This window comes from Thalassotalea fonticola, assembly GCF_032911225.1.
GTDB classification, from domain to species: Bacteria; Pseudomonadota; Gammaproteobacteria; order Enterobacterales; family Alteromonadaceae; genus Thalassotalea_A; species Thalassotalea_A fonticola.
This window is the reverse complement of the sequence record NZ_CP136600.1, coordinates 595735-621556: the sequence shown is the minus strand read 5'-3', so window position 1 is coordinate 621556 and position 25822 is coordinate 595735. Positions and strand designations below refer to the sequence as shown.

12 protein-coding genes are annotated in these 25822 nt (G+C 41.6%); 5 read left to right on the top strand and 7 right to left on the bottom strand.

The features are described 5' to 3' along the window. Nucleotides 1-453: 453 nt before the first annotated feature. The 5 genes from RI844_RS02565 (at nt 454) to RI844_RS02545 (ending at nt 8776) form a co-directional block, all read left to right on the top strand. Entirely contained in the window at nt 454-4575 is a 4122-nt protein-coding gene (locus RI844_RS02565) for a cadherin repeat domain-containing protein (protein WP_348396910.1), read from the top strand. Nucleotides 4576-4600: 25 nt separating this feature from the next. Next, nucleotides 4601-5554, top strand: coding sequence for a hypothetical protein (locus RI844_RS02560; protein ID WP_348396909.1), 954 nt, complete (start codon nt 4601-4603; stop codon nt 5552-5554). 14 nt (nt 5555-5568) lie between these two features. Beyond that, nucleotides 5569-6102, top strand: a complete 534-nt coding sequence (locus tag RI844_RS02555) for a hypothetical protein (RefSeq protein ID WP_348396908.1) — start codon at nt 5569-5571, stop codon at nt 6100-6102. A 15-nt stretch (nt 6103-6117) separates the two neighbouring features. Continuing rightward, nucleotides 6118-6312, top strand: coding sequence for a hypothetical protein (locus RI844_RS02550; RefSeq protein WP_348396907.1), 195 nt, complete (start codon nt 6118-6120; stop codon nt 6310-6312). Nucleotides 6313-6421: 109 nt separating this feature from the next. Continuing rightward, the gene (locus RI844_RS02545; RefSeq protein WP_348396906.1) at nt 6422-8776 is read left to right on the top strand and encodes a sulfatase-like hydrolase/transferase; all 2355 of its coding nucleotides are present in this window, start codon (nt 6422-6424) and stop codon (nt 8774-8776) included. A gap of 287 nt (nt 8777-9063) precedes the next feature. On the opposite strand, the gene RI844_RS02540 is transcribed toward RI844_RS02545, so the two are convergent. The 7 genes from RI844_RS02540 to RI844_RS02510 form a co-directional block, all read right to left on the bottom strand. Next, nucleotides 9064-9606 (bottom strand): hypothetical protein, encoded by a 543-nt coding sequence (locus RI844_RS02540; RefSeq protein WP_348396905.1) that lies wholly within the window; start codon nt 9604-9606, stop codon nt 9064-9066. A gap of 35 nt (nt 9607-9641) precedes the next feature. Beyond that, nucleotides 9642-14285, bottom strand: coding sequence for a DUF5011 domain-containing protein (locus RI844_RS02535; RefSeq protein ID WP_348396904.1), 4644 nt, complete (start codon nt 14283-14285; stop codon nt 9642-9644). Nucleotides 14286-14382: 97 nt separating this feature from the next. After that, on the bottom strand, nt 14383-14625 hold the full coding sequence (locus RI844_RS02530) for a hypothetical protein (protein WP_348396903.1): 243 nt from the start codon (nt 14623-14625) through the stop codon (nt 14383-14385). Nucleotides 14626-14877: 252 nt separating this feature from the next. Beyond that, complete coding sequence (locus tag RI844_RS02525) at nt 14878-18621, bottom strand: cadherin repeat domain-containing protein (protein WP_348396902.1); 3744 nt, start codon at nt 18619-18621, stop codon at nt 14878-14880. 129 nt (nt 18622-18750) lie between these two features. Beyond that, nucleotides 18751-19407 (bottom strand): outer membrane beta-barrel protein, encoded by a 657-nt coding sequence (locus RI844_RS02520; RefSeq protein WP_348396901.1) that lies wholly within the window; start codon nt 19405-19407, stop codon nt 18751-18753. Beyond that, entirely contained in the window at nt 19407-22448 is a 3042-nt protein-coding gene (locus RI844_RS02515) for a hypothetical protein (protein WP_348396900.1), read from the bottom strand. Before RI844_RS02515 ends, RI844_RS02520 begins: the two co-directional genes overlap by 1 nt. A gap of 111 nt (nt 22449-22559) precedes the next feature. After that, nucleotides 22560-25694: a TonB-dependent receptor gene (locus tag RI844_RS02510; protein WP_348396899.1), complete on the bottom strand. Its 3135-nt coding sequence runs from the start codon at nt 25692-25694 to the stop codon at nt 22560-22562. Nucleotides 25695-25822 lie beyond the last annotated feature (128 nt).

Below are 25822 nucleotides of genomic sequence, written 5' to 3'. Positions count from 1 at the left end.
CAATAGTAATTGGGCTACGTAACATACAAACGGATACCCCCCACAAAGGCGATAAACGCCAAGATTTATAAGCTGAATTTTCCATTCTTACGCTTCACATTGATCTGAACACTTAATTAAACATCATTGCACCTATATATATTAATACACGAAAAACAACAATTAACGGGTGCTTAATCCAATTAACATAAAGAATCTACGTATAGTGTTGAGATCAATAAAAATAAGAATAGTCGTCTAACACGTACTAAAAAACTGCTTGTTCGCGTCTAAAAGTCATTATTTAACTTCCACCATAAGCAAAATGTAGAATTTATAGACAATTAGTTCTTGACTTAATATCGGTATTTAAATTATATATACAATGTATAATTAAATATAAAAACAACCACATTAAAATAACACAATGATGAAATTGATTGTTTAAAACTAAAATGAGCCAATGGGGCAACAATGAAAAATAGATTTTCACTTAAATATAAAATACCAACGTTAGGATTGCTTTTGTTTGCTCAATCAGGAATTGGCTATGCAGATACTCCAGTTTTTTTTGAAAACAGCCAAATCAATAACGTTGACTTCCTGTTCCATACACAAGCAGGAAATGCTGAGCATATATCCTTGGCAGTTGATACTAATAATAATTTATATACCGCATATCATGATGCTGTTACCGGCAAAGATTTAGTGGAATTTGTTAAATATTCTAACTCGTTAGATTTTAACGGTGCCTTAACTAGTTTAATTGATGTGACTTCTGAAAAAGCTGATAATACCTTTTCACAGTTAAGAGTAAACCCAGCTGACAATAGTTTAATGCTAGCTGTAGTTGAAGGTAAAGACGCGACAGCTAAGCTTAAGATTAAATCTAGTATTGATGGTGGCCTTTCATGGACAGATAAAGCGATTGTTGATATCGCGGTAAACCCAAGAGCCATGAAGATGGAAGTCGATAGTACTGGTAACGCATATATACTGCTGGCGCCTAATAATACCAATGCTAAGCTTTATAAATTTGATAATTCGGTGGCTGATGTCTCGGTATCATTAACGGAAGTTTTTTCGGTAACGACTGATCAAGCTAAATCGCAACAACAAAACATGCTTTCAGGTGATATTGCCATTGATGGTGATGACGTCCCTTACTTCGTATATCGCGATAATGCCTTAGGTGCTGCTGATTTACAAGTCGCCTATTTTGATGGGGCTGCATGGCAATCGTTTGAACCCTCTGGGCCAACTATAGCCGGTGGTACCGTAAATCTTAGCGCGGCTTTTGATAGCCAAAATAACTTGCATATTGTTGATGTTGGTATTGCTGCATCAGGTATGGCGGTATACAAGTTAAATGGTAAAACCGCTGATAGTGCATGGGAGTTACAAGGCAATGAAAAGTTTGATCATGCGCTTTCTATCGGTGGTAGCGAGAATGGTACCACAACACCACCAGCCAATTTTTATATTGATTTAGATTTTGACAGCAAAGATGTAGCTTATGTTGCTTTTCAACAAGTTAATAACGAGGGCGCAACCGGTTCGAGTAAAAGACAAATGCAACTGGTTAAACTGGTTAATGACGTTTGGACAGAAGTTCCTTGGGACTTAGGTGTTGATAGTAATTTTTCAGCTCACAATAGTACTGAAGCTGCATCTATTTATAACGGTGTTCATAAATATATTGATTTAGTTATTGATAATCTAGACAGACCTATTGTTGGCTTTCAAGCAACCAATAGCGCAACCCATAGTTACTATCCTACCGTGGTGCGAGGACATTTAGCAACCGCTGATCCAGATACAGTTCTACCATTTAGCCTAGATGAAGGAGAAACCCTTGTCGGCAAGTTAACCGCCGATGATGCCGATGGTGATGCTATTACGTTAACGTTGTCCGGTGCTGATGCCGACTTATTTACTATTGACCAGGTAACGGGTCAAATAAGCTTTAAAGCAGTTCAAGAAATAGCTGCTGAAAATTCAGTTTATACTCTGACTGTATCTGCAACGGCAAACGATGAAACGACCAATCAAGATATACAAGTTACGCTAATAAATGACACTACAAACGATATCCCAGATACAGACGGAGATGGCCTTCTTGATGATGTCGATCCTGACATTGATGGCGATGGCACACTCAATGAAAACGATGCATTTCCACTTGATAATTCGGAAAGCGTAGACACTGACAATGATGGTGTAGGCGATAATTCTGACCCGTATCCTCTTGATGGCAGCATAAATAAAATTGAAAACATTGAAGATGCAACGTCACCAGTATTTATTGATAATAGTGTATTGCTCAATGAATTAGAATTCTTGTTTAATCCACAAACGGATAATTCTGAGCATTTATCCATGGCCGTAAATAGTGAAAACACTGTTTATGCTGCTTACCAAAATGCTAAAGGCTCAGCAGATATTGTTAAAGTCGCTGAATATAATAAAGGTGTTGTCAGTGATTTTGGCGCGCAATCAAGCGTTGCTACAGCCAATACGTTTACGCAAATACGTATAAACCCTGTTGATGACAGTTTATTACTAGCGTTTGTTGAAAATTCTAAACTTATCGTTAAAGCCAGTACTGATGGTCAAGCTTGGATACCAACCGCTGAAACCACTGTTACTGCCGCCTCAAAATCGGTAAAAATGGAAGTCGATAGCCAAGGCACGCCATACATTTTACATACGGGTTCAGATAACAACACTACAATATTTAAACTTTCCGGTAGTAGCTTAAGCGCTGTTTATGGGCCGATGGCCACAAAATCAACCAATGGTTTGACCGTCGCGGCTGATATCGCGATTAACTCAAACGACCACCTGCACCTTGTTTATCGTGACGCTGCCGCAGGCTCTGCAACGTTAGACAAAACCTTATTAGTGAGCTGGGATGAAAATGGTATCCAACAAGCAGCGCTAACTACTACTGTTGCACCAACATCAGCGTATATGAAAATAGCGTTTGACAGTGCTGATAATCTGCATATGTTCAACGTTGGTTTTACTACGGTTGCTGGAGGCACTGTTTATAAACTTGACGGTACGGATGTTAGTGATACAAGTTGGCAGCAAGTAGGTGATCAAAATTTCGGTTTTGCATTAGCGGAAGGCCATGCAGCGGCCCCTACAACAGGCAAAGGAAGTCCTTTACTTGATTTAGCGTTTGACAGTAATGATGTGCCTTATGTCGCTTTCCAGCAAATGAACAATGCTATCACTTCTAAAAAACACGCACAAATGGCCACCTTGGTTAATGATGTTTGGACTGAAATTTCTTACGATTTAGCATCTGTTTCAAAAGCTGGTGCAAATCTTGATAATGCCACGCATAACTTTATTGACATTGACGTTGATGAGTATGACCGACCGCTATTATTAATCCGCTCCGGCGGAACAGGCCATAATGCATACGGTTATGCACTGCGTGTTAATAAAATAATATCTAGCCGCACCATTTATTTTAACGAAAATGAAGGCAGTTTAATCGCCGGTAAATTAGCCGTTATTGATAATCAAGGTGATAGTATCGTTTTATCTTTAACTGGTGCAGATGCTGATTTATTCGACATTAATCAAGCCACAGGAGAAATTTCGATTAAAGATGAACAAATACTAAATGGTGCTGATGAAACCTTTAATATTACAGTGACAGCAACAACAGCAGGAGAAACTGCAAGTGCTAACATTGAAGTTACTTTATTGAATGATGCCAATAATGACCCTCAGAGCTTCGACGTCACCCCAAGCTTAGTAACGCTGAATAAATTCAGTAAAGTAAACAATGCTTATGGTGGTGATAATCAAGCGGTGATCGTTAGCAATACTAATATTAAACCGCTAGAAATAGGCGCTATTGCGCAAAATGACTTCTTTGTTACTAACGATAGCTGTAGTAATGCTACCTTAAATGAAAACGAGCAATGTACGTTTACGGTGCAAACATTTGATCCTGAGAATATTTCATCTGACATCACTGTTAATAATGGCATTGTCACGATTTCTTCAAATAATACCGACTCACCTACGTTTAATTTGTTCGTAGCATTAGGAGAAAGCGATACAAGTGAATTAAGCACATCTGAAACAGTACAAGAAAAAGCGCAACGTAAAGTACCACCGGTTGTAAAAAATATTGTAATAACAAGTATTGGTGACGATTATACCGTCAATTTCGAACTGGATGGCTATCACGATGAGTACCAAGCAGGTTTTGGCTTTTTTGATTGTGCTTTACCAATCAACAATGAAAGTTGCGCTACATCATTAGAGAACAAGATCGTATCAACTCAAGCTACGTTTGATAATGACACAGGTACAAGTCCGGGTAGTTTTTCTTATACCTACAATAGTGAAACATCTTCAAGTTTAACCTTTCCATATTCAGCTACCGTCGATTTATCGGCGTACTCTGACACAGGCTCTAACGATTTAGTACTGCGTTTCTACTACAAAGCCCCAGTTGATTCGGCTGCGGGCAATCAGTGGATCTCAGCAATCATCCCTGGTGGACAAGGTTATATTTCAATTGATGGCTTAAGTAGAAAAATTATCGCACCAGCGGCAAATCAATAATTGCATACAATAAAGGGTAATTAAAATGACGTTTAAATTAACACTAAAATCAATTGTGCCGCTTACTTTTTTGGCAAGTTTCACACTTTGCAACTCGGCTCTGGCAAGTTTGGATTATTCAGCAAAATCAGTAGTATTTGCTGCACAAGGGAATAGCCAGCAAACGATTACTTACACCAACAATAATGTTGATGATATTAGTATTGTGCAAGCAGACTTTACCACAGTAATTAATAATGCGAATTACACAGTCGACTTCAGTAACTGTGCAGGTACGACTTTAGCTCAAGATGATAGCTGTACAGTCTATATTGATTACACCAATAATTTAGCAGGCAAGCAATCGGCATATTACCAGTTAACAAGCCCAGATGATGGCACTAAGCTGCCTATATTCGCGTTAAACTATTTTGACGAAACAAATGCAGCAGAAGCTAATCGTCGCATATCCCCAATTGTTGAAATGGTAGAAATTCTCAATGATGATGGCTCACTTGCTTCGGTCGATTCTGGCCTAATAGCTAATACTCCATATAAAATAAAATGGACAGTGATGAGCTATGGCCGAATCAAAGGTAGATTTTACTTATTAAATTGCACGAATGAAGCTGTTCAAGCCAACTGCGCAACCACTAGTGATTCACAATCAGTTATCACTAGTGAAGAACTCGATGGTGTATTGCTTAGTGATGCAGAAGCTACAAATGCAGGCTATGAAATTTACTATTACGCTGACCAGAAAGCTACTCATCAAGAATTTATTTCAGCCTCATTTCAAGTTGATTCAGCGACTATTGGTGCGCAAGAATATCTAGGATTACGTTTTTATTCACGTACCGAAGCGTCTAATAGCTTAGGAGATATTACTAATGTTTCTACGTTATTATCCAGCAGTTTAGACATTCAATCCCAAGGGACGAATAGCTATCTTGGTGATGATGGTCGCCGCATTAAAATTATACTTGTAGAACAGCCATAAAATAAGGAATAACAATGAATACATTTAAATACTCAATTTTATTTTCAGCATTATTGTTAACCGCTTGTGGCGACAGCTCTGTTGATGATGAACCTACGCAGGAAAACCTCAAAGAGGTTGCCGAGCCAGTGCAAGAAACAACTACTGAAGAAGAATTCGATAACAATGATGGCAGCACAGAGCAAAATGTTGAACAAGATCCAGAGACATCTATTGAAGTTCAAGCGGATGTAAAGTTAATTGATAGCAATAATAACATCCCTAATAAATTAGCCATCAGCTCTGACAATAGCACAGTAGCCTTAAAATGGTTTCCTGTTCAAGGTGCCGTTGGATATAACGTTTATTATAACGAGAACCTTGAAGTAAATAGTGCAAGCTTTATGTTTGAAGTATCCAACCCGAAATTTACTCATCAAGGCTTAGATGCCAACCTGCATTCATATAAAGTTCAAGCCGTATTTGCTGACAGTTTAAGTGACTTAAGTTCACCGGCATCGGCTGACTTATCGAGTTATTCGCCAGCAATCGCAGATACAGATTATTAACCTAGGAACATTTCTATGAAAAACAAATACACTGAAATTCAAACAAAGAATAATGATGGCTCCGTCTTATCTGAGGAACGGAGAAAATTTATTGGAAAATATGGCAAACTTGCCGCCGTAACACCAGTGACTGTTATGGTGTTAATGTCATCATATTCTTCCAAGGCCATAGCTTCTACAGGCAGTGGGGATGGTGAAGATTCAATTTAGATTGACCAGAAACCTTAATTAAGCAAAGTTTAAATACATTCTACTCAAAGCGCCAATGAAAATGCAAATCAATGACACTAACTCACGAATCTACGTTGCGTACTAAAAAATGAAAAAATCGTTAATCAAACTAAGCTTGATGGCAACATTACTATTGTCATTTAACGTATTATCAGCTGTCAGCAAACCGAATATTTTATTTATTCTGGTTGATGATGCCAGCCCAGAAGCCTATAGCGCCTATGGTATTGAAGATTTAGGTACGGCCAGTACGCCAAATATTGACTCCATTGCCGACAACGGAGTGATATTTGCTACTGCCCTCGCCCCGTCTATTTGCCAACCATCACGGGTTCAAATAATGACAGGTCGTTATGCTAACCGTACCGGAAATTATTACAATGCGATATGGCATAGCAGCGATGCTACGACTCTTTATCAACGTCATATTCCCTTTTCTAAAGTGCTCAAAGATGCCGGTTATGCGACAGCTATCGCGGGAAAATGGGATGCTGGTCCGCCATCAAAACTTACTAGCGATGTAGGTTTTGATCAGTTTATGATCAAGGCCTATCACAACCAAATCAAAAACTTGCCCGGTTTTGCCAGTTGGGGCGGCACTGAACACTATGAAGAGCCACCAAATAAACCGTCGCGCTATTGGTATCCGGCTTACACCACCAATGTTGTCTATAACTCTCAACAGCAGGCATTCACCAGCCAGCTACAAGAAACCGATTTATTGCCTTCGGTTTTGAGCGATTACGGTCCGAATCTGGAAGCCAGATTTATCAGTGGTTTTATTGAAAAGTCGGTCGCTAATGAGCAGCCATTTTTAGCCTACTGGCCCACCGTTGCGCCACATGGTACAGGTAGAGGACGATTGCCTTCAACTCCTACTCGAGGCGTTATTGGCGATCTCGGTGATGGCCCTTATGGCAATAGTAAACCCGCGGTTGGCAGTGTCGAATATTTAGCTCGGTTTCAGGCATTAAATGAATACCTAGATAGTCAAATCGGTGAAGTACTAGCCAAAATCCGTGAACTGGGTATTGAAGATAACACCATCATCATCTTTGCTTCAGACAATGCCACAGCAATTGCCGGTAAAACTCGAGGAGTTGAACGCGGCTCCCACGTTGCCCTGATGCTATCTGGCCCAGGCATTAAACAACGTGCAGGGCTGAGTACAGCGCTTACCGATACAAGTGATTTGGCCCCGACCTTGATCGAGTTGGCGTTAGTCAGCGATATGCCAGAAACAAAGCATGATTTTGATGGGCGATCTCTGGTGCCATTTCTTTCCGGTCAGGCAGAGCAGCACCGAGACTGGATTTATGCCAATACCGCCGGTTCACAAATTTTAAGAACAGAACATTATCTACTTGAAGCCGTTAATCAGCTCTACCCCGACTATCCAGATGCCGTACAAGGGCGATTCTACTACACTGGTGACAACCGCTTTGGCCAAAGCTATCAATTGCTCGACCAAGATACTGAGCAGATCCATGTGCAACAACGAGCCAGGTTTCAAAAAATAATCGAGCTTGCACCGCTGCCATCGTTAAGCAGAGCAGAGCTTAGCGATGACGAAATATCAAAACTCACGGCGGGTAACGATACTCGTCCTGATAAGCATTTGTTTAATGATAAATATCATAAGTTTTATCCAGAAGACTTCAGCCTCTGGTCAAATCTGACACAAATCACGGAACAACTTACCGACTCGGATCTCGATACTTTACCTGATCACTGGGAGAGCAACTTTGGCTTAGATATTCTCAACAGCCTGGATGCTAACCAGGATGCTGATCAAGACGGCTTAACCAACCTGCAAGAGTATCAGTATGGCAGCAATCCGAACAGCACAGACAGTGATGGGGATACCCTGCCAGATAACTGGGAAGTCAATAATCAACTGGATCCTTTAAACCCTAATGACGCGCTGATTGATAACGATAATGATGATTTGAGTAATATACTTGAGTATCAATATCTCACCTCGCCACACAATACAGACAGTGACGGTGATACTCTGCCCGACGGCTGGGAAGCGCGCCATCACCTTGATCCCACGAACCCAGATGATGCAGAATTAGACACCGACAGTGACGAGTTAAGTAACGTTATGGAATTCTTCCATGGTACCGAGCCGTTAAACAAAGACAGTGATGCCGACGGCTTGCCTGATGGCTGGGAAATCACTCACCAGTTAGACCCGTTAAATGGCGATGACGCACAAGCCGATAACGATAACGACGATATTAGTAACATTGATGAATACTTACAGCAATCAGATCCAAACAGGAAAGAAAGTACAGATAACACAGGCAACACTGATAATAATGAAAGCGGTAGTCCGGAAGAAGAAAAATCCTCGGCAGCTGGAGCGCTGTATTCATCTCTGATTGTTTTTCTTTTTATCGCACACCGACAGCGGATTTCAAAGCGCATGGCAGTATAAATCCAATTCTACTAAGTTTTTTCTCAATTGAGGCAATGTGAGTAATTAAGAGGACCGGATGAATAACAACATTAAAAAAATTTAACAACAACTCACCGCTGAGCTTGACACACTTTTTATGGAAAGACTTCATAGTGCCTGAAACAGCAATACAATATTTATAGACAGTGGCCAAACTAGAAAAAGAACACCGTCATACCGGTGCAGGCCTGACGATGTATTTTTTATAATTCGAAAGATGTAAAGGACGGCAGGTGTTCGCTCTCTATTGTCTTTTAGCCCTGTATTTAGAAACGATTATTCCAACACTTTTCGTAGTTCCTATCACTATTAAGGTCAACTGTTTCGGCAGATAAATCAGCATTAACTTTGCCCTGAAGATCCTCAATCACTTCTTGAGCACTTTGAGCTTTTAGTTTATTTTTATCTATTGGGTTACCAGATAAGAATTTAACCTTAACAGTAGTACGTGGCCCGCCGTCTGTAATGGTAATTTGGCCGCTCTTCATATTCTTCTTTTTTGCACACCAACGACCACTTTTTGTACCTGCCACCATAAGGAAGCTATACCCCTTAGTATCCGCTAATAAAGCCGCATGATAAACTGCCATGTTTCTTGCCCTCAGGGTTGAGCTACCATTATCTAATTTAGCCGTAATGATATACTCTCTTTCGTTGACCTCCTCTTCAGTAACACCAAACCGATAATTACCCAACATCGCACCTTTTTCATACTTTACAGACTCAACTAGCTCGTAGGATGTTTGCTGGTGAGCACAACCAGTAAGACTAGCGAAAACGATTAACAGTGCAAATTTATAAATATTCATATGTATTTTCCATTCCTTAGTTATCAAAATATTTTTTACTCTACGGTAAATTGCCAGAGCTCACCAGAGGTTAATACTCCATCAATGTACACATCGACCCGCCATTGATAGCTTTGTCCTGAAACTAGGTTCATCTCGGTTAAACGGTGGATATTTTGTCCCTGATCATATGTCGCCATAAACTCATCATCCAAAAACACCTTATATTCAACACCTTGCCCAGGCATTATTAACGCAGGTCGCCAAATCAAATCGGTATCAACTTTAGCCTTTATATCTTGATTGGCCGGCAATAAATTATTTAACGGAATTGGGTGACTTGCCTGTGATTCGCGTTTGCCCGGAATTGAATAATAATTATCACTGGCGCTATAAGCACCAATGTAATCGACATTGTCAGGTAAGCCGATGTAATTTGCGTAGTTGGCCGTTTTACTAAAAATTGCTTCATTAGTAATGTCTGAGCCCTGAGCAATTAATTGCGCAGCCATTAACTTCGGGCGAAAATCATAATTTTGTGGATCGCGTAATAACTTTTGCACCAAGTTTTGCTTAGCTGTGCTCACTACATTACTGGTGGCATCCGAATTGGTTTCAACATTAGTGTAGCCACTCGCTAAAATTGGTCCGCCAACGGTGGTTAAACCATCACCTCTTTGCACTTTACTACCAATATTACCTAAAATTAATGCACTCAGGTTATTTGCATAAATGCTGCCTACACCAGCACCACACCCACCTTGCTCAATTGGCTCGCCCACACATTGATAAATATCGGATCCTGAGGCGTTACTGTTTTTAGTCATCTTGGTATCGTTGTGGATCACCAAGCGTGGGATCACTAAAGCGGCACTGGTTTCACTAATAGGGGCAATGTAATCCTGATCGACTATGGTATTGTTATAAATACGTTGTTTCCACCCCTTAAACACCATGCCTTTGGTACGCATCGTTACATTGTGATGAGCATAAGAGTCGGTGCCCCATTGCTCAATTGCCGTCGGTGGCCAGGCCGCATCATAGCGTATGCCCTTTTCCTTATGATCTATGGTCCAGTTAAAAGCCGCAGCCATGCTATGACCACCGCCAAGAAGAGCGCCATCAGTTTGCGCCCAACCGGAATTTTTAATGTAGTTATGACTAATATCACTACCTTCCCGGCCGCGCAGTGCTTGCGAACAGGCGGTATTGATCAAGGTGTTATAACTAAAATCGGTATCAAAACCCATATAGGTATTCACCGCCGCCTGATATGGCCAGCCCTCGGTACAAGTGTAATCGACATTTTCAAAATGATTATTGCTGATCACACTGTCTTTCCCGTTTAAGTGCAATGCTGGTGAATCGGTATTGGTTACCGTTGAATTTTTGAAGACATTATTGACTGTTACATAGCTTTCGGGATCACCTGTTTCATAATTATTACTGCCCGAAATGTAGACATTATCAGGTTCTGCGTTTATCAATTTAACCTTATCAGAGCGATATATTGCCGTGGCCCAATGTTTAAGCATGCGCTTTGATGCACCACCATAAGCAAAATTGGCATTGTCGATAGTCATATGGCTGCAGCTTTTACACTTAATGGTAGTGGCAAAGAAATCAACGTCTTTAATGCTCACATGTTTGGCTTTGGTAAACTCAAATGCATAACTTTGCACCTTGGCGCGAATGAGCAAATTGTTTGGATTGGCATTATTGCTGGGAAGAAAATACACCGTATCGCTGTGTTTATCAAAATACCACTCCTCATCACTGTCGAGCAAAGATAATGCCCCTTCAAGATAGTAGTAATGATTTTTCCCATGGTACTCAGGACTAAATACATGACTAAATTTATTGCTGCTCGGAGTGTGAACTAATACCGGACGAGTCCAGGTACGCCAGTGCCCATAATTTAATATCGCCATTGCGCCAGTGGCATCGAACGATTGTGCCGCCAGTGAATGTTGTATTGAATTGCTATCTGCAATGTCGTAACTGACATTGGCATCGGTGCTGGTACCAACACATTTATCTAAGGTCAGACTATCTACGATATAGGTTTGCGCCAACAGCCATTGTTTTTGAGTGGCGCCAATATCATTCAACAACCAGCCATCTTCAGCATCGGCAAAGCGGCTAAAACAGGCTGCATTCAATGCATCCATACTGTCTGGGTAACTTAGTTGTTTTAAGTTTTTGTGACGCATAACAGGATTATGACCAGTCTCTGTGGCTTTGGCCCAGGCCGAACGCAAATAGATACTGCCATCGGTAAATTTAGCATTGGGCCAACGTGCCGGTACCATCTGCGAGTAGTCGCTGCCAGAAAAAGTATCGGCTTGTTTGACTAGTAATTGCCAAATTTCAGTATCTGGCTGCAATTTTCGTTGCCAAATGCCATTGACAAGTTGCCAGGGTTCGCTGGCTAAATCATCAATATTTACCGTACCATCAAACGTCACCAAAGACTTACCCTTTGCATCTTTTTCACCAACAATAGTGATGTTTGACTGCTCAGTACCTGTTGGCTGGTTATTGCCCAAGCTAACCACACCATGGTACACCCCAGCTGGAACCTCGATTGTTGTGCCTGATCCAGCATTGGTTAACGCTTGTGTGAGCCAATCGACAGGTTTGGCCACTGGCGATAACCAAATATTAGGATCAAGCGGAGCATAATCTTGATCATCAGGATAACCATCATTATCATCGTCCGCATCATCAATATCGGCGATGCCATCGCCATCAGTATCTAACAATACCACCTCTGAAAAAAGTACCGCCTGTTCACTATGTCCGGTACCACCATCAATGAAAGCAGCATGCACTAAGCCAGTATTAGCAATGGCTAAACTGTTATGTCGGGTTTTTGCACTTGTCGGAGCAATATTACTGTTGTTAAGTTGACGCCATTCACTCCCATTGTATTTGGCAATCACAGTACCTTGCTCAAAGATGGCATTTATGGTTTGTGGGTCAGTATAAGCGACATAAATGTCGCCGCCAGTATTTACCTTTATGTCGATAAACACCGGGGCACTTATCTCATTTTCAGTGTATTGAGTCAGCTCATGATTAAAGCCATCAGCAGAGAGAATAGTCCATTGAGTACCACTAAGCTGATAAACCGCTGCAGCACCAAATTTATTGAAAAACCCCACCTTGAACGCATACATGTTGCCATCTTTATCTGCTGTTAACGCGATAGAAGATGCTGAGGGTAATCCCGTGGTCGGCTGCCAGTTACTGCCATCGAAGAAGAGTGTACTCGCTGCATTACCATTATTATCGGTATTACGGTAAGAGATTAAAATCGCTGAATGATCATACGGGGTAAAATCAATTACATAAGGGTTACCGCCCAAGCGGCCTACATTAAAACTATTACCACCAATTTGTTGCCAGGCGTCTTGCTGATAGCTGAGTAAGGTAAACACTCCTGCTTGCCCATACAATAAATATGGGGTACCTAAATGATCGAGTTTAAACGATAGCGAATCAACACCGCCATTGATCTTCGGCAAGCTGAACATTTGCCAACTGCCCTCGTCATATTTTTGAATTTTTACCTGGTCATTTTCAATATACGCGACAAAAACGTTATCGCCACTATCGATAGCTAACTGACTAAAAGTGGCTGTCGAAGTCGATAAAATACCATTATTACTGCCAACATTTTGCCATAGGCTATCTTTTAGCATTTTCACTCGAGCGACACCGTTGTCGTTCAAATCAGCATAAATTAAATAAACACTATCTTCACTGTTAACAGCAATCGCGGAAAAGTCGGCAGCCGCAGCAGAAACAAAATCAACTTCACTAAGTCCTGTTGCCTGACTCAAAACAGGTGCCTGAACATCGACAACCCGACTAATACTTACCTGATTTCCAGCTTCATCGGTCACGCTGTAACTGACACTATATTGACCGCTCACCTGGTTATCCAGGGCTTCGGCATTAATGATGATCTGCTCACTAATATCGTCATCGATATCGTCGATGGCACTGGCTCCGGCTTCACTATATTCAGCACCAACGAATAGTTTCTGCGGATTGTCGCCAAGCAAGGTTAACACCGGCGGGGTAGCATCGATAACCGGTACTGCGATGACTTCGATAATCCGCATCAGGCTGGCCAGATTTCCGGCTTGATCGGTCACGCTGTAACTAACACTATATTGACCAATCACCTGGTTATCGACGGCCTCGGCATTAATGATGATCTGCTCACTAATATCGCCATCGAAATCGTCAATGGCACTCGCTCCAGCTTCACTATACTCAGCGCCAACGAATAGTTGCTGTGTATTGTCACCGTTCAGAGTTAATACCGGCGCATTCGTATCACTCACGACTGTTGCCTTAACCTCGACAATGCGGGATAAACTCGCCTGATTACCACTCTCATCGGCAACACGATAATTAACACTGTATTGGCCAGTTTTTTGGTTATCGATTGACTCAGCTTCGATGACGATCTTATTAGTGATATCACCATCAACGTCGTCTATTGCATTTGCACCTGCTTCAATATATGTGTCACCGATGAACAATTGTTGTGGATTATCGCCTTTGAGTGTCAATGCTGGTGCAGTGATGTCTGCTTGAACTTTATTACCAGCTGCGCTGTCAGTGCCACCGCCGCAGGCCGTCAACATCAAGCTGACTAGTAACATAAGGGCTGTTATTCTCATCGGGTTCTCTTTATTAATGGCTTTTCGTGCAAGTTTTTTGTTCGCTTAAAATAAAAAATCCGCAAATAACGGATTTTAAGAATAAAAATAGAACAAACTATTTTTTAGAGCGTGAACTCCAAAGGGATTTCATCGTAACCTTTTTGGTTTGGTGACATACTTTGATTTCCTCGCCATTATTTGACTTTTTAATGCAAGCCTTAAAATCGTTCAAAACCTGAATTTCTTCGTTCGCTCGCTCCACTTGCAAATTTATGGCTTTTTCTAATCCAGTATTGGCCAAAGCGGATGTCGAAACAGTTAAAATTAACCCTAATGATAATGTTGATATTTTATTCATGATACTCTCCCATTTAGTAATTATTTAAGTTTCCCTCGTTGTTCAAATAACTAGATTTTCTTTCTAAGCAAAATTACAGAACAATGCAGAAACCTCACAACAAAGTTACATTATATATAAACAAACAGCAAGAGTTTATTTTCCAAACGATAGGAAAAACTATTATTAAAAGTACTAACAAATTTTAAACGCAGATCAGCTTACAAAAAAACCAGCAATTCAGCTGGTTTTTATATCTAATACAACAAGTGACTAGGGGTAATTTTTTCTGCGACCGATTAGTAAGCCGCCAAACATTAACATTAACCAACCAAAGGAGCCGGAGTGACGATGTAAATCTTCATCAGGATTGGTGTCAACAACCGTTACCGTTAAGGTTACAATTGACGAAACCACATCTCGACCATCGTCAGCTGTCACTTCGAATATCAACTCTGTCACACTATCAACTTCTGGCGCAGTAAATGATATTGCCGGCAAATCAGCATCGTCAATGACAACTGTCGGGCCTGTCAGTTGCACCCAATTAAACTGGATCTGGTCAAAATCGGCATCGTCGGCGCTAGCTTCTAACACTGCCAGTTGCCCGCTTATAGCGGCGGCATCATAGGCCAAAATCTCAGGCAAATTATTCTCGTGCTCAATAGCCAGAACCCCAGGATCTGCGATGGTACCATTGCTCAATTCATCGCCATCGTTTGCCCCCCCATCAGCAATGGTTAACTGAATACAGTCAAATCCTGTTATTAACCCGTTTGCGGTGACACCATCTGCTTGATAATATGAAGCAGCATACGGCGCAGGACAGTTTCCTACCGCATCTTTCGCAGCAGATGCCAGACTGTTACTTTCATCTTCAACAAAATTGAACCAGCCTTTGGCTGGGCTATATTTGCGATACACAGAACCTTCTAATATCGTTTCCTCCTGAGCTAGCGGTAAAACAATGGCCACCGAACTTCCCTTCTCAGACAAACCGTTAACAATAAAGTTGATGATTGTCGATATAGGCGTAAAGTGATAATCCGTTTCAATAGCATCAGCAGCGATGCTTGCATCCCGCGCGTCATCACTTGCCAGGGCGATGTCTCCTAGCGCCAATGCTAAACCGGTAGATACCTGCAACGGTTGCTGTTTATCGGCAATTGGCAAGCGGCTTGGGGTATTGTCGCTATCAAGACTATCGACAATGCCATCCTGATCAGAGTCCACTTGAATTTCGGTTAATTCACTATCAACGATAATATTTCTATATATAGTTGTTTCGAGCAGCTCTGGGGTATTGGCTTCAATCACCGAGACTTTAACCTGATAACTACCAGATTCAAGCAAAGCCGGGTCAAACTCAAAGGTTCGATGATTATCATCAAGCATTAGATCCACAAATTCAGCTCCAATCACGTCAAAGCTGACGGCATGAGTATCATCCACATTCAAGTCGTTGATATTAGCGGTAATGGTCACTACCCCTTGTGTTGGTGAAACGACACTCACTGACTGATCTGCTTGTCTGGTTTCGAGCGCAAGTAGCGGCGCATTATTTTCATTATCAACAACTACCTTTACTTGCGTATTGCCATGAACAACTGCATTAGCCGAAGTCTCAAAACTAACCAGGATTTCATCACCATCGACAGCCGACTCATCAACAGACAATGACAAACTAGTCTGGTCATTATCTTCATCAAAGGTGATAACCCCTGCACCAATGGTTACTGGTCCAATCACAGAATAACTGATATCAACCGGGTAATTTGCGGCAATACCAGACAAACTCACCGGTATTGACAAGGCTGCTCCTGCGGTTGTGGTCAAGGATTGAGAGACACTGAAAATAGGCGGGATATCAAGGGTAATGTCTTTAACCGATTTATTACCCGCCGCATCGGTGGCACTCATTTCGACGATATGTTTACCCGAGGTAAATAGCAATTCCTCACTTTCTATTTTTGCTGCAATGTCTCCATCGAAAAGGTCACTCGCCACTATGTTCGCCGCTAATATTGCTTGTTCAACATTGGTCAACAACCCCATTGCAGGCACGACAATTGCGGCGATGTCTTCAGCGAAAGCCGGGGCAGTTAAATCATTTTCATCTAACGGGTTAGGATCAATATTGTCACCGAAACCATCACCATCAGAGTCCAGATGCTCTGTCGGGTCATTTGGGAAAGCATCACCATTATCACCAAAACCATCGCCATCGCTATCTTTACTCTCTAATGGGTCTAAAGGAAAAGCATCGTATATATCTAATACCCCGTCACCATCGTCATCATCATCAACATCATTTTCAAGGCCATCATCATCGAGATCTTCACTTTCAGTGCGAGTAGGATCATTAGGATAAAAATCACTGTTATCACCAACACCATCACCATCGCTGTCAACAGTCTCTGTCGGATCATTAGGGAATGCATCTTCATCATCTGGCACACCATCATTATCGGCATCCGGAAGATCGTTTGAAGCATCATTTATTAAGGTAATTTGCACTGCAGCAGATGTTGTTTCTTCAGCGGCTGTTGCATTAACAGTAACGTCAAAAACCTGATCGGCATCGGATATTTTGACAATTTTTTTAAATGATATTGCCCCTGTCATTTGCTCAATGTCGAATAAGTCGGCATCGGCCCCAGATAACGTTAAAGTAATCGCATCGCTATCTGCATCATCTGCGGTAATTTGCCCCACCGACACACTGCCCTCATTTACACTAAACGCAATGGTTTCATCCGAAGCCGCCAAATTCGCACGCAAAGTATAACCCCAGGAATTATGACCAGTCCCGGAAGATCGCAGCATGAGCAATGGTCGGTCATAGTTATCGATAGCAATATCAAGAAAATTATGATTGGCGTTATCGGGGTTTGAATCGGTTTTGGTTACCGTCGAGAGATCGTAAGAAATTTCGCGCCAAACATCATCAACCAAGCTGGCCAATTGCGCATGCTTTTTTGAAGCCGTTGCATTATTTAATTGTTGAAAAGCCACATAAGGTACATCATTGCTGTCAAATGCCAAATCTAACACTGGGCTACCAGCACCGGTTGTCGGACTTGCATCATGGCCTTCAGCCAAAGTAAATCCGAAGTTTTTGTCACCCACTTGCTGCCAGGTTGTGTCGCTCACGTCTGTGCCATCAAGCTTATACACTGCACCACCTGCAGCACTGGTATAACCGACATTGAATAAATGCAAGTTATCGGCACGGTCAAATTTTGCTTTCATATAAGCTGCTGTTGGCGCACCACTAGTCACTAATACTGGTTGCAAAACATCATTTTCATCCCAGCTCACAAGCAATGTTTTATTTCTACTCGCAAAGCCGGTGGTGAAATCACGGTATAAGAAATAAAGTTGATCTTTTGAGTTAATGGCGAGATCTGCGGCAACGGTAAATGAATTATTCGATTTTGTTGCTATCGGTCCATAAATGATGTTTAAACTATCTGCATCAAGCTTAAATACAGTGGTCATATTATCAGAGCCCGTATGCATAACATAAGCTATACCTTGGCTGTCAATCTCCATTTTGACCGATTTTGAGCTTGCTGTTACCGCGGTTGTGGCCGCTTGTTGCCAAGCTTGACCATCGGCACTGGTTCTCACGACCAAATTACCATTTTCAACAAAAGCCAACACCAAACTGTCATCAACCGGGTTGACGCGTAACTGGCTATAGGTATTGGCAGTTGCCACAGAGGATTGCTCACCAAGGTCAGTTACCTGTCCCTGAGTGAATTGGGCCACGTTGACAATATCAACAGAGGCCGCAGCATTTTGATAAGAAGTATAGATGCTATTTTGGCTATTTATCGCCATCGATAAATGTTCAGAATTACCTGTATTTGGGTTAAACAGAAATTCCAATTCATTGTTCAATACACTATTTTCTATAAACACCGGGGCTGCCGCATTAACTGCGTACATAGGTGCTAAAAGTAATAATGCGGTCGCTAACCTATTGTACTTATGGGTAAGTTTCGTACTCATTATTCATTCCTTACATTCATGGTGTAACTTTGCCAGCCTTGTTAGACATCATTTTTATGGTGAGTCTGGCTAAGTTAATGTTTAAACAATAACTGCTGGCAGGTTTTGCCAGCATAGATAAAATTGAATTTAGAAGTGATAGCCAAGGCGGGCACCAAGCCATTGTGAATTGACATGATCTATGTCGTAGTAGCGGTAATAAACACCCACTTCTAATTTATCAAACAAATAGCTGACGCCGGCACTGGCGTACCATTGCACCGAACTGTCTTTTGTGGTTTGTTTATAGAATACAGGCTCATCATCGCTACCCACATTCACCTGGGTATTGTATTCGCTTTCCAAAAATAGCACTCCACCATCGAGTGAAAGTACAACTTCAGGAATAACTTTGTAGCTATAAACAAGGCCAAAAGTATTGCCGTCGCCAAAACGTGGTGCAGCTTTTTCGATATCATTAACCAACAAGTCGGCGTTTGGAGTGTCAATTTGCACATCAAAATCAGTATCACCAAAGTCAACATAGCCAGCAGTCACTGCCCAATGTTCACTCATCTGATACCCCAACTCGACTTGATAGCTATTTTTAGAGTTATCAAAAGACATTGATTCAACGGTATAACCGAGTTTATTCAAATCCTTAAGCGCTTGTTCTTCGGCATCGGTTTCAAACACTTCACCAAAACTGGCTTGTATATACCAGGGACTATCTACCGATTTTTTTGCCGCCAACGCAGAGTTTGTGATCAACATTGCCAGAACCACTGTAGAAATAATTTTTTTCATTACGAATTCCTCTTTGCTGCACGAGCGCCAAATAAAATAGAGATCAAGCCAAACAGTAGCCAACCCCAAGAGCCTCCACTTGAGCTCTGCTCAAAATATTCTTTTTTCACAACCTGTACCTTGATGCCAAATGATTGCGAGGTAATAACCAGTTTATCTTCTATAACACCATTTACTTTAACGGCTTTAGTACTGTCATCGGTGGCATGGAAAGTCACGGTAACTATCTCCGGGTCACCCAGTTTCGGCGTATAAATAAAGCCGTTAGCCACTTGTTCTAAAATTCCTGAACCATCATGAGAATACGGTAATACTCCCTCCTCCAGTTGCTCTGCATCGGCATCTCTAACAAGTCTGGCAACATCACCATACTCGGCACTGTCAACATCGCTGATATAAGGCATTACATCGATTGAAACCGGAGTTCCATAATCTGAAGTCATGGTGGGAATATCCACAATGGTTGTTAACGAAGGCACTGCTGCGATGGTTGGCGGCGCATTGGTATGAGTAACCGTCAGGTTAACTGTAGTCACTTGCGGCTCTTCATTATCAAAGCCAAAAGCGGTTATGGTAAAACTGTACTCGCCAGAGTCGGTATAGTCTGGTTTGCCGGTAACATCGCCTAAAACAGGGCTAAACACAGCCCAGCCAGGCTTGCCTGAAATGGTAAAATACTTAGCGGCAGTGACATCCGGAGCGTATTCAAACAGTACATTTTCAAAGTGAGGACCGTTTTCTGCTACTGGCAGATATTGCTCCGCTTCGTCTCTTAGCTCTAAATTAACCTGCTCGACAATAATAGAAAACGGGTATTCAATTAACTCGCCATCGAAACCGTGGGCAGAGACAATGCCAGTATATTCACCAGCATCTTCAAAACTTGGCGTACCTTTTAATTCGCCATTGAGCCCATTAAACCCTTCATCACCAACCCAACCAGGCTTACCTGTGATACTGAAACTTTCGACGGCGGCATCGACTGTCGGCGCATTAATATAATCAACCATTTCATTTTGAATGATACTGTAATCAGCGACTTCAACAGCCATAGCAACATTTTCAACGATGATCACTAAACTTAACTCAATCGGCGCTTGATCAGATTCAGAATCAACAGGAAATGCGGTAATGGTTATCGGGTAAACACCTGCAGATTTATAACTGGTATTGCCGGTAAAACCAACGCTTGGGTCTTCAAGGTTAAATTTGGCCCCCTCGGGTAATTCACCACTAAGTTCAAAGTGAGAAATCTTACTTTTAATCGCTTCAAAAAATATCTCTTCACCTTCGTTAAGGGTTAAATCACAGGGGGTTGCACATTGAAATACTTCAAAAGCAAATGGTCGTGCATTGATAACATCCTCATCTTCACTCGGAATGAAATTAACGATAACGGGAATTTCACCGCTGGTTTCATTTAATGAGTTTGTTGCCGTAACATTTAATGCGTAACTAGGTACAGTAAACTGAGCTCCCGCTTCTGCTTTTAACAACAACTGTCCTTGTGTCAATGCCGCAGAGTCAAACGCATCCTTATCTCGTCCTGACAGGCTAAGCGTGATGTCATCGAATACATTACCGAGTTCTGCGGTTTCAAGGTCAAATTGACCGGCAAAACGGGTATTTTCTAATACCGAAAAAGTCATCGCTGCACTGTTATTAGCAACACTGGCTCTCAATACTCTTGATTTACTGTCATGGCCAGTGCCGCCATCTTGATATACCACATAAGGGCGAGCGTACTTATCAAATACTACATTGTTGTAGCGATGCGAATGCGTAGTGGTATCGGCGGAGGTTAACGATGCTGCAGATATATCCATTTCTTGCCAAATATCCTGTAACACCCCATCGACTAAAGCCGGCTGTAACCGTAACACCCGAATACGGCTTTCAGGACGTGAATTAATGTCTTGATACACAATATAAGGTGTACCACTAGCATCAACTTTTATTTGAATATCGACAGGGATCGAACTGAAACTTTGTGTTTGGAAATTTTGATTGATACCACGACCTATTGAAGTCCAGTCATCTTCGAGGGTTTCGCCGGTAAATTTAACCACGGCCATCCTGTGTGAAAAAGACTCGGTTAATACATACGGAACATTATCGTTAGACACTGTCATTTCAACCGCGCGGATGTTACCTACATCTTTATGTATATTACGCGAGCCTACAGTCACCCAGGCATCATTTTGCAGTTTCTGTACATAAAGCTGGTTTTTGGTTAGACCAGCCTGGTTACTGTCAAATGCGATATAAGGGACATCATCCGCCAAGGCAAATCCAGCCTCAATCACATTATTTTGCACCATGACTTTAGTCGTTTCTCGAGCTTGATCCCCAGAGTTTCCCTGAACAACCCAGCTATCGCCCTCTAATTTCACTAAGGTAAGCTGCGCCAAATTATTAACACTACTGCCATACAATACATAGGGTGCATTTTTTGAATCTAAGGCTAAGCGTAAATATTGCACCCCAGTTGCCGAAATACTCGGCAATGATTCCCAGGATGTCGCATCGCCGTTTACGTCTAACACTAGTTTTTTTACCATGATTTGGCCATCAACAGTCGGGTAAGCAATGTGCGGTTCATCATTTGAACTGATTGCCAAACCTAACGAGCGATTTTTTAAAAATAACTGAGCGGTTTGCTCTTTGGCCGTCATTTCTTGTTCTGAGACATCGCCTACCGTTTCAGCATCACCATCGACATCCACAGGTGAAGCCGCTAGCCATTGATTGTTCACCAATTTGGTCACATAAGCTTTATTATCGGCCTTATCCATATAGGCTGAATAAACGGTATTATTACTATCTATTACCATAGCTTGTTGTATAGCTGCGGCGATAGAGGGGGCACCAAGGCCATCTTCAATCTCTGCATTTATATGTTTACCTACAGGAACAAGGTCCTCTAACTGCACTGCATTATTCAAAAATACTGGTTCAGCTGCAGTAGCCAACCCTAGTTGTGAGACTAAAAATAACACGGTCGCAATTTTAGTTGTTTTATTAAATAAGTGAGCATTCATTAATGGCTCCCCTCGTTTTATAATTATGTAGTTCTAATTAGCGGTTAACTTGTTAACTCGCCAAATCTCTTAAATTAACGTATTAAGAATTTTCTTAATACGTGCTAATAATCAAAATGTAGCATTTAACGTTAAGCGGAAAGTTCGACCGTTAACGGTGTACGAACTTAGGCGATTTTCATAAACGTCGTCATCAACAGGGTTACCATCCCATGCATTGGTATGGTACCGGTATGGCACTTCTTCTGTTAAATTAACGGCTTGAAAACCAACGTTTAAGTCTTTATTAATTTTGTATCTTGCGGCAAAATCGAGTTGTCCGTAATCGTCACTCCAAATCATATCTTTAGTCGATGAAATAGGCTGATACAACGATTCGGTACGGTAGTTATAACTTAAGCGAATTGAGTGGCCGTACTTTTCCCAGTAAACACTGGCATTGTACGTATGCTTTGATTGACCCTGAAAGGCTGTTTCTACTTCGACTTCTTCGCCTTGATCATTAGAACCGACATAAGTGGCTTCTGAATCGGCATAGGTATAATTAACTGCCACTCCTAAGCCTGCCCAGTCACCAGGTAAAGCAACAAAACTTTGCTGATAATTGGCTTCAACACCAACTATTGAAGCACCTTCGCCATTTACCGGGCGGGTAGTTTTATATGGACGGATCTCACGAAAATCTGGATTCTCGCCATCGCCATAATTACCTATGTAAGCATTGTCATCTGCATCAAGCATCACTTCATCGACAATATCCGTCCGGTTATAAATAAACGTATCTATGTCTTTATAGAAGACACCACCGGCTAAAATACCACCCTTTTGGAAATACCATTCCATGGTTAAATCGTATTGCCAGGCCACCATTGGGTCTAGAAAAGGGTTGCCAGAGCGACGACTCGCGTTATCCGGAGCATTTTCACTGACATTCTCTTTAACATAAGGCGCCATTTGAAAGATGGTTGGTCGCGCCATCGCCTTACTTGCGGTAACACGTGTTAATAAATTATCGGTTAATGCATAACGGAAATTAGCAGAGGGTAGTACTTCGGTATATTCATGCTCGGCAGTCACCCGTTGGAATTGTGCTGCACATTGCTCTAATTCAAACAGGTCTTCAGAATAGGTACAGGCAACATCGTCAACTTTACCACCACCATAGCCAGAAGAGTCATTTTCGGTTTGTACCACACGTACACCAAAGTCACCAACTAAACGACCATCTAAGGTATCGACATTAACCTGTATATAACCCGCTAAGAATTGCTGATCAACGTCATAACTGTTGCGCAAGTCAAGTTGCCACGGCATTTTCGATAAATCGGTGATCGATTCATTATAAGAGCTATTGTATTGTGCAAGTACGGTTTTGTTTATTTGGTTGAAATCACCAAAAGACCAACTATCCACCACTCCTTGAATTGGTCCGGAGCTTCTACCTTCACCTTCTAAGAAATCATCTACTGGAAAGTCAGTTGCTAACGCACCATCATCCAAATAGACAGTGTTTTTCATCGATGGTAAATTGGCCGACAGACTCAGAAGATTCTCAGCTTGATAACGCTCAGTAGTGCGGTCTGTGTATTTAACCCCAAATTCTACGGCTGAAAAGTGGTCAGAATCGAGTAAGTAGGTAAAATCCAACTGTGCGGTTAACGTTGAATCATCCAGATCACGCTGATTTTCCCAAACTTGACCTAGAGTATTGTGTGTTGATGCCGGGCTAAAATAATAGTTACCATCAATTAATTGATCACCAAATGCTTTGTTATTATCAGGATGAGTCGGCGGATGAGCAATTAAGTCAGCGCCATCAGCATATTTACTCGCCCAAATATATTCAGGCAGCTGTGGATTATTTGCTAAAGTGTAACCATGCAGCATTTCGCCGGTTTGAAAGTTAAAACGATTATCGTTCGGCCACTCTTGTGTCGTCAATGAATAACCAATCCGGCCGGAAATATTCCAAGTATCAATATCATAATCAAAACCTAAACTTGCCACAGAAGTCTCGGTTAGCTCTTCTTGTTTTTGCAGGATTAATTGTCGAGACCCTTTCATATTGGTTAAATGAGTAATGGTTTCAGAATTTGGATCTATTTCTGCGCCGGTATGCAAACCTAAGTCGTCACTAGAAAAAGTACCGTTTGCGCCACGTTTATAGCTATGTCTTAGCATTGACTTATCACGTGTGGTATCAAGTTGCGTGTGTGATAAGTCTAAATAGGTGTGGAAGGTATCGGTAGGCTTATATTCAAGGGTAAAACTCACACCTTTACGTATTCGGTCTTGCTCTTCGTATTCTGAGATTAAAAATGTCGGCAGGTATCCTAATTGCTCTTGCTCAGTTATTGAGTTTGGGTCGATACCTTCAACAGCATCACCATTAGCATCAAATATTTGCCCTGAGTTTTTATCCTGACGATATAAGGTGCCATTGTCGTCTTTCATATAAGCACGACCACTGGTGTCATGACTAAATTGATTTCCTTCCCAGCCATAGGTAAATGCTCTGTCAGCGCGGCTACGACGACGCTCGTAAGTTGCATTTAATGCAACGCCGATAGTGCTATCCATAAACTGATTAATGTAATTCAGTTGGAATGTCGGATCGTTTTCATCGGCGAGTTCGTTATAGCTTTGTTTAATTTGGCCGGTAAAAGATGGATTCTTGCGGTCCAGAGGGCGCACTGTTTTTAAGTTTATCTTACCGCCTAAACTACCTTCTTCGGTATGTGCACTAGGGCTCTTGACTATTTCAATGGCACTAAGCATATCTGCCGACATAGTATCAAAACTAACTGCACCACCATCACTGCCACCAGCTATGGTTTGACCATTCACTGACACCTGATTCATTTCCGGGCCTAAACCACGAATACTTACGGTTGTTCCTTCACCACCATCGCGATTTATTGACACGCCAGTAATACGCTGCATCGCCTCAGCTGCGTTAGCATCCGCCATTTTGCCAATGTCTTCGGCGATAATGGAATCAATGACACCATTGGCTTCACGTTTTTTGTCTAAGGCTTTTTCTAGTGAACTGCGATAACCAGTAACTTCAATAATTTCTACACCGCTCTGCAGTTCCCCTTCTTTAGCAGAAGTTTCGGTGAGTGCTTTATTTGACTCTTTTTCAGTCACAGCATCTTCGGCTGAATATGCTTGTTGTGCAATCAATAATGTCATAGCATGTGCACAGGCAATAACTATTTTTCTCTTTCGAGGTAATTGCTTCATTGTTCCCCCACTGTTTCAATTTTAATGATCGATTTACTTAAGTTAACTTATCTCGATCTACATTTGTTCAGTCTGATTATTCAGGCTTGATTCAGGCTTGATTCAGAATGTTTTTATATTTAATAATA

Excerpts from the sequence above, each read along its gene's own strand:
- RI844_RS02540 (WP_348396905.1), bottom strand. The coding sequence starts at position 9,606 with ATGAATATTTATAAATTTGCACTGTTAATCGTTTTCGCTAGTCTTACT.
- RI844_RS02565 (WP_348396910.1), top strand. The coding sequence starts at position 454 with ATGAAAAATAGATTTTCACTTAAATATAAAATACCAACGTTAGGATTG.
- RI844_RS02535 (WP_348396904.1), bottom strand. The coding sequence starts at position 14,285 with ATGAGAATAACAGCCCTTATGTTACTAGTCAGCTTGATGTTGACGGCC.
- RI844_RS02515 (WP_348396900.1), bottom strand. The coding sequence starts at position 22,448 with ATGAATGCTCACTTATTTAATAAAACAACTAAAATTGCGACCGTGTTA.
- RI844_RS02510 (WP_348396899.1), bottom strand. The coding sequence starts at position 25,694 with ATGAAGCAATTACCTCGAAAGAGAAAAATAGTTATTGCCTGTGCACAT.
- RI844_RS02525 (WP_348396902.1), bottom strand. The coding sequence starts at position 18,621 with ATGAGTACGAAACTTACCCATAAGTACAATAGGTTAGCGACCGCATTA.
- RI844_RS02555 (WP_348396908.1), top strand. The coding sequence starts at position 5,569 with ATGAATACATTTAAATACTCAATTTTATTTTCAGCATTATTGTTAACC.
- RI844_RS02530 (WP_348396903.1), bottom strand. The coding sequence starts at position 14,625 with ATGAATAAAATATCAACATTATCATTAGGGTTAATTTTAACTGTTTCG.
- RI844_RS02520 (WP_348396901.1), bottom strand. The coding sequence starts at position 19,407 with ATGAAAAAAATTATTTCTACAGTGGTTCTGGCAATGTTGATCACAAAC.
- RI844_RS02545 (WP_348396906.1), top strand. The coding sequence starts at position 6,422 with ATGAAAAAATCGTTAATCAAACTAAGCTTGATGGCAACATTACTATTG.
- RI844_RS02560 (WP_348396909.1), top strand. The coding sequence starts at position 4,601 with ATGACGTTTAAATTAACACTAAAATCAATTGTGCCGCTTACTTTTTTG.
- RI844_RS02550 (WP_348396907.1), top strand. The coding sequence starts at position 6,118 with ATGAAAAACAAATACACTGAAATTCAAACAAAGAATAATGATGGCTCC.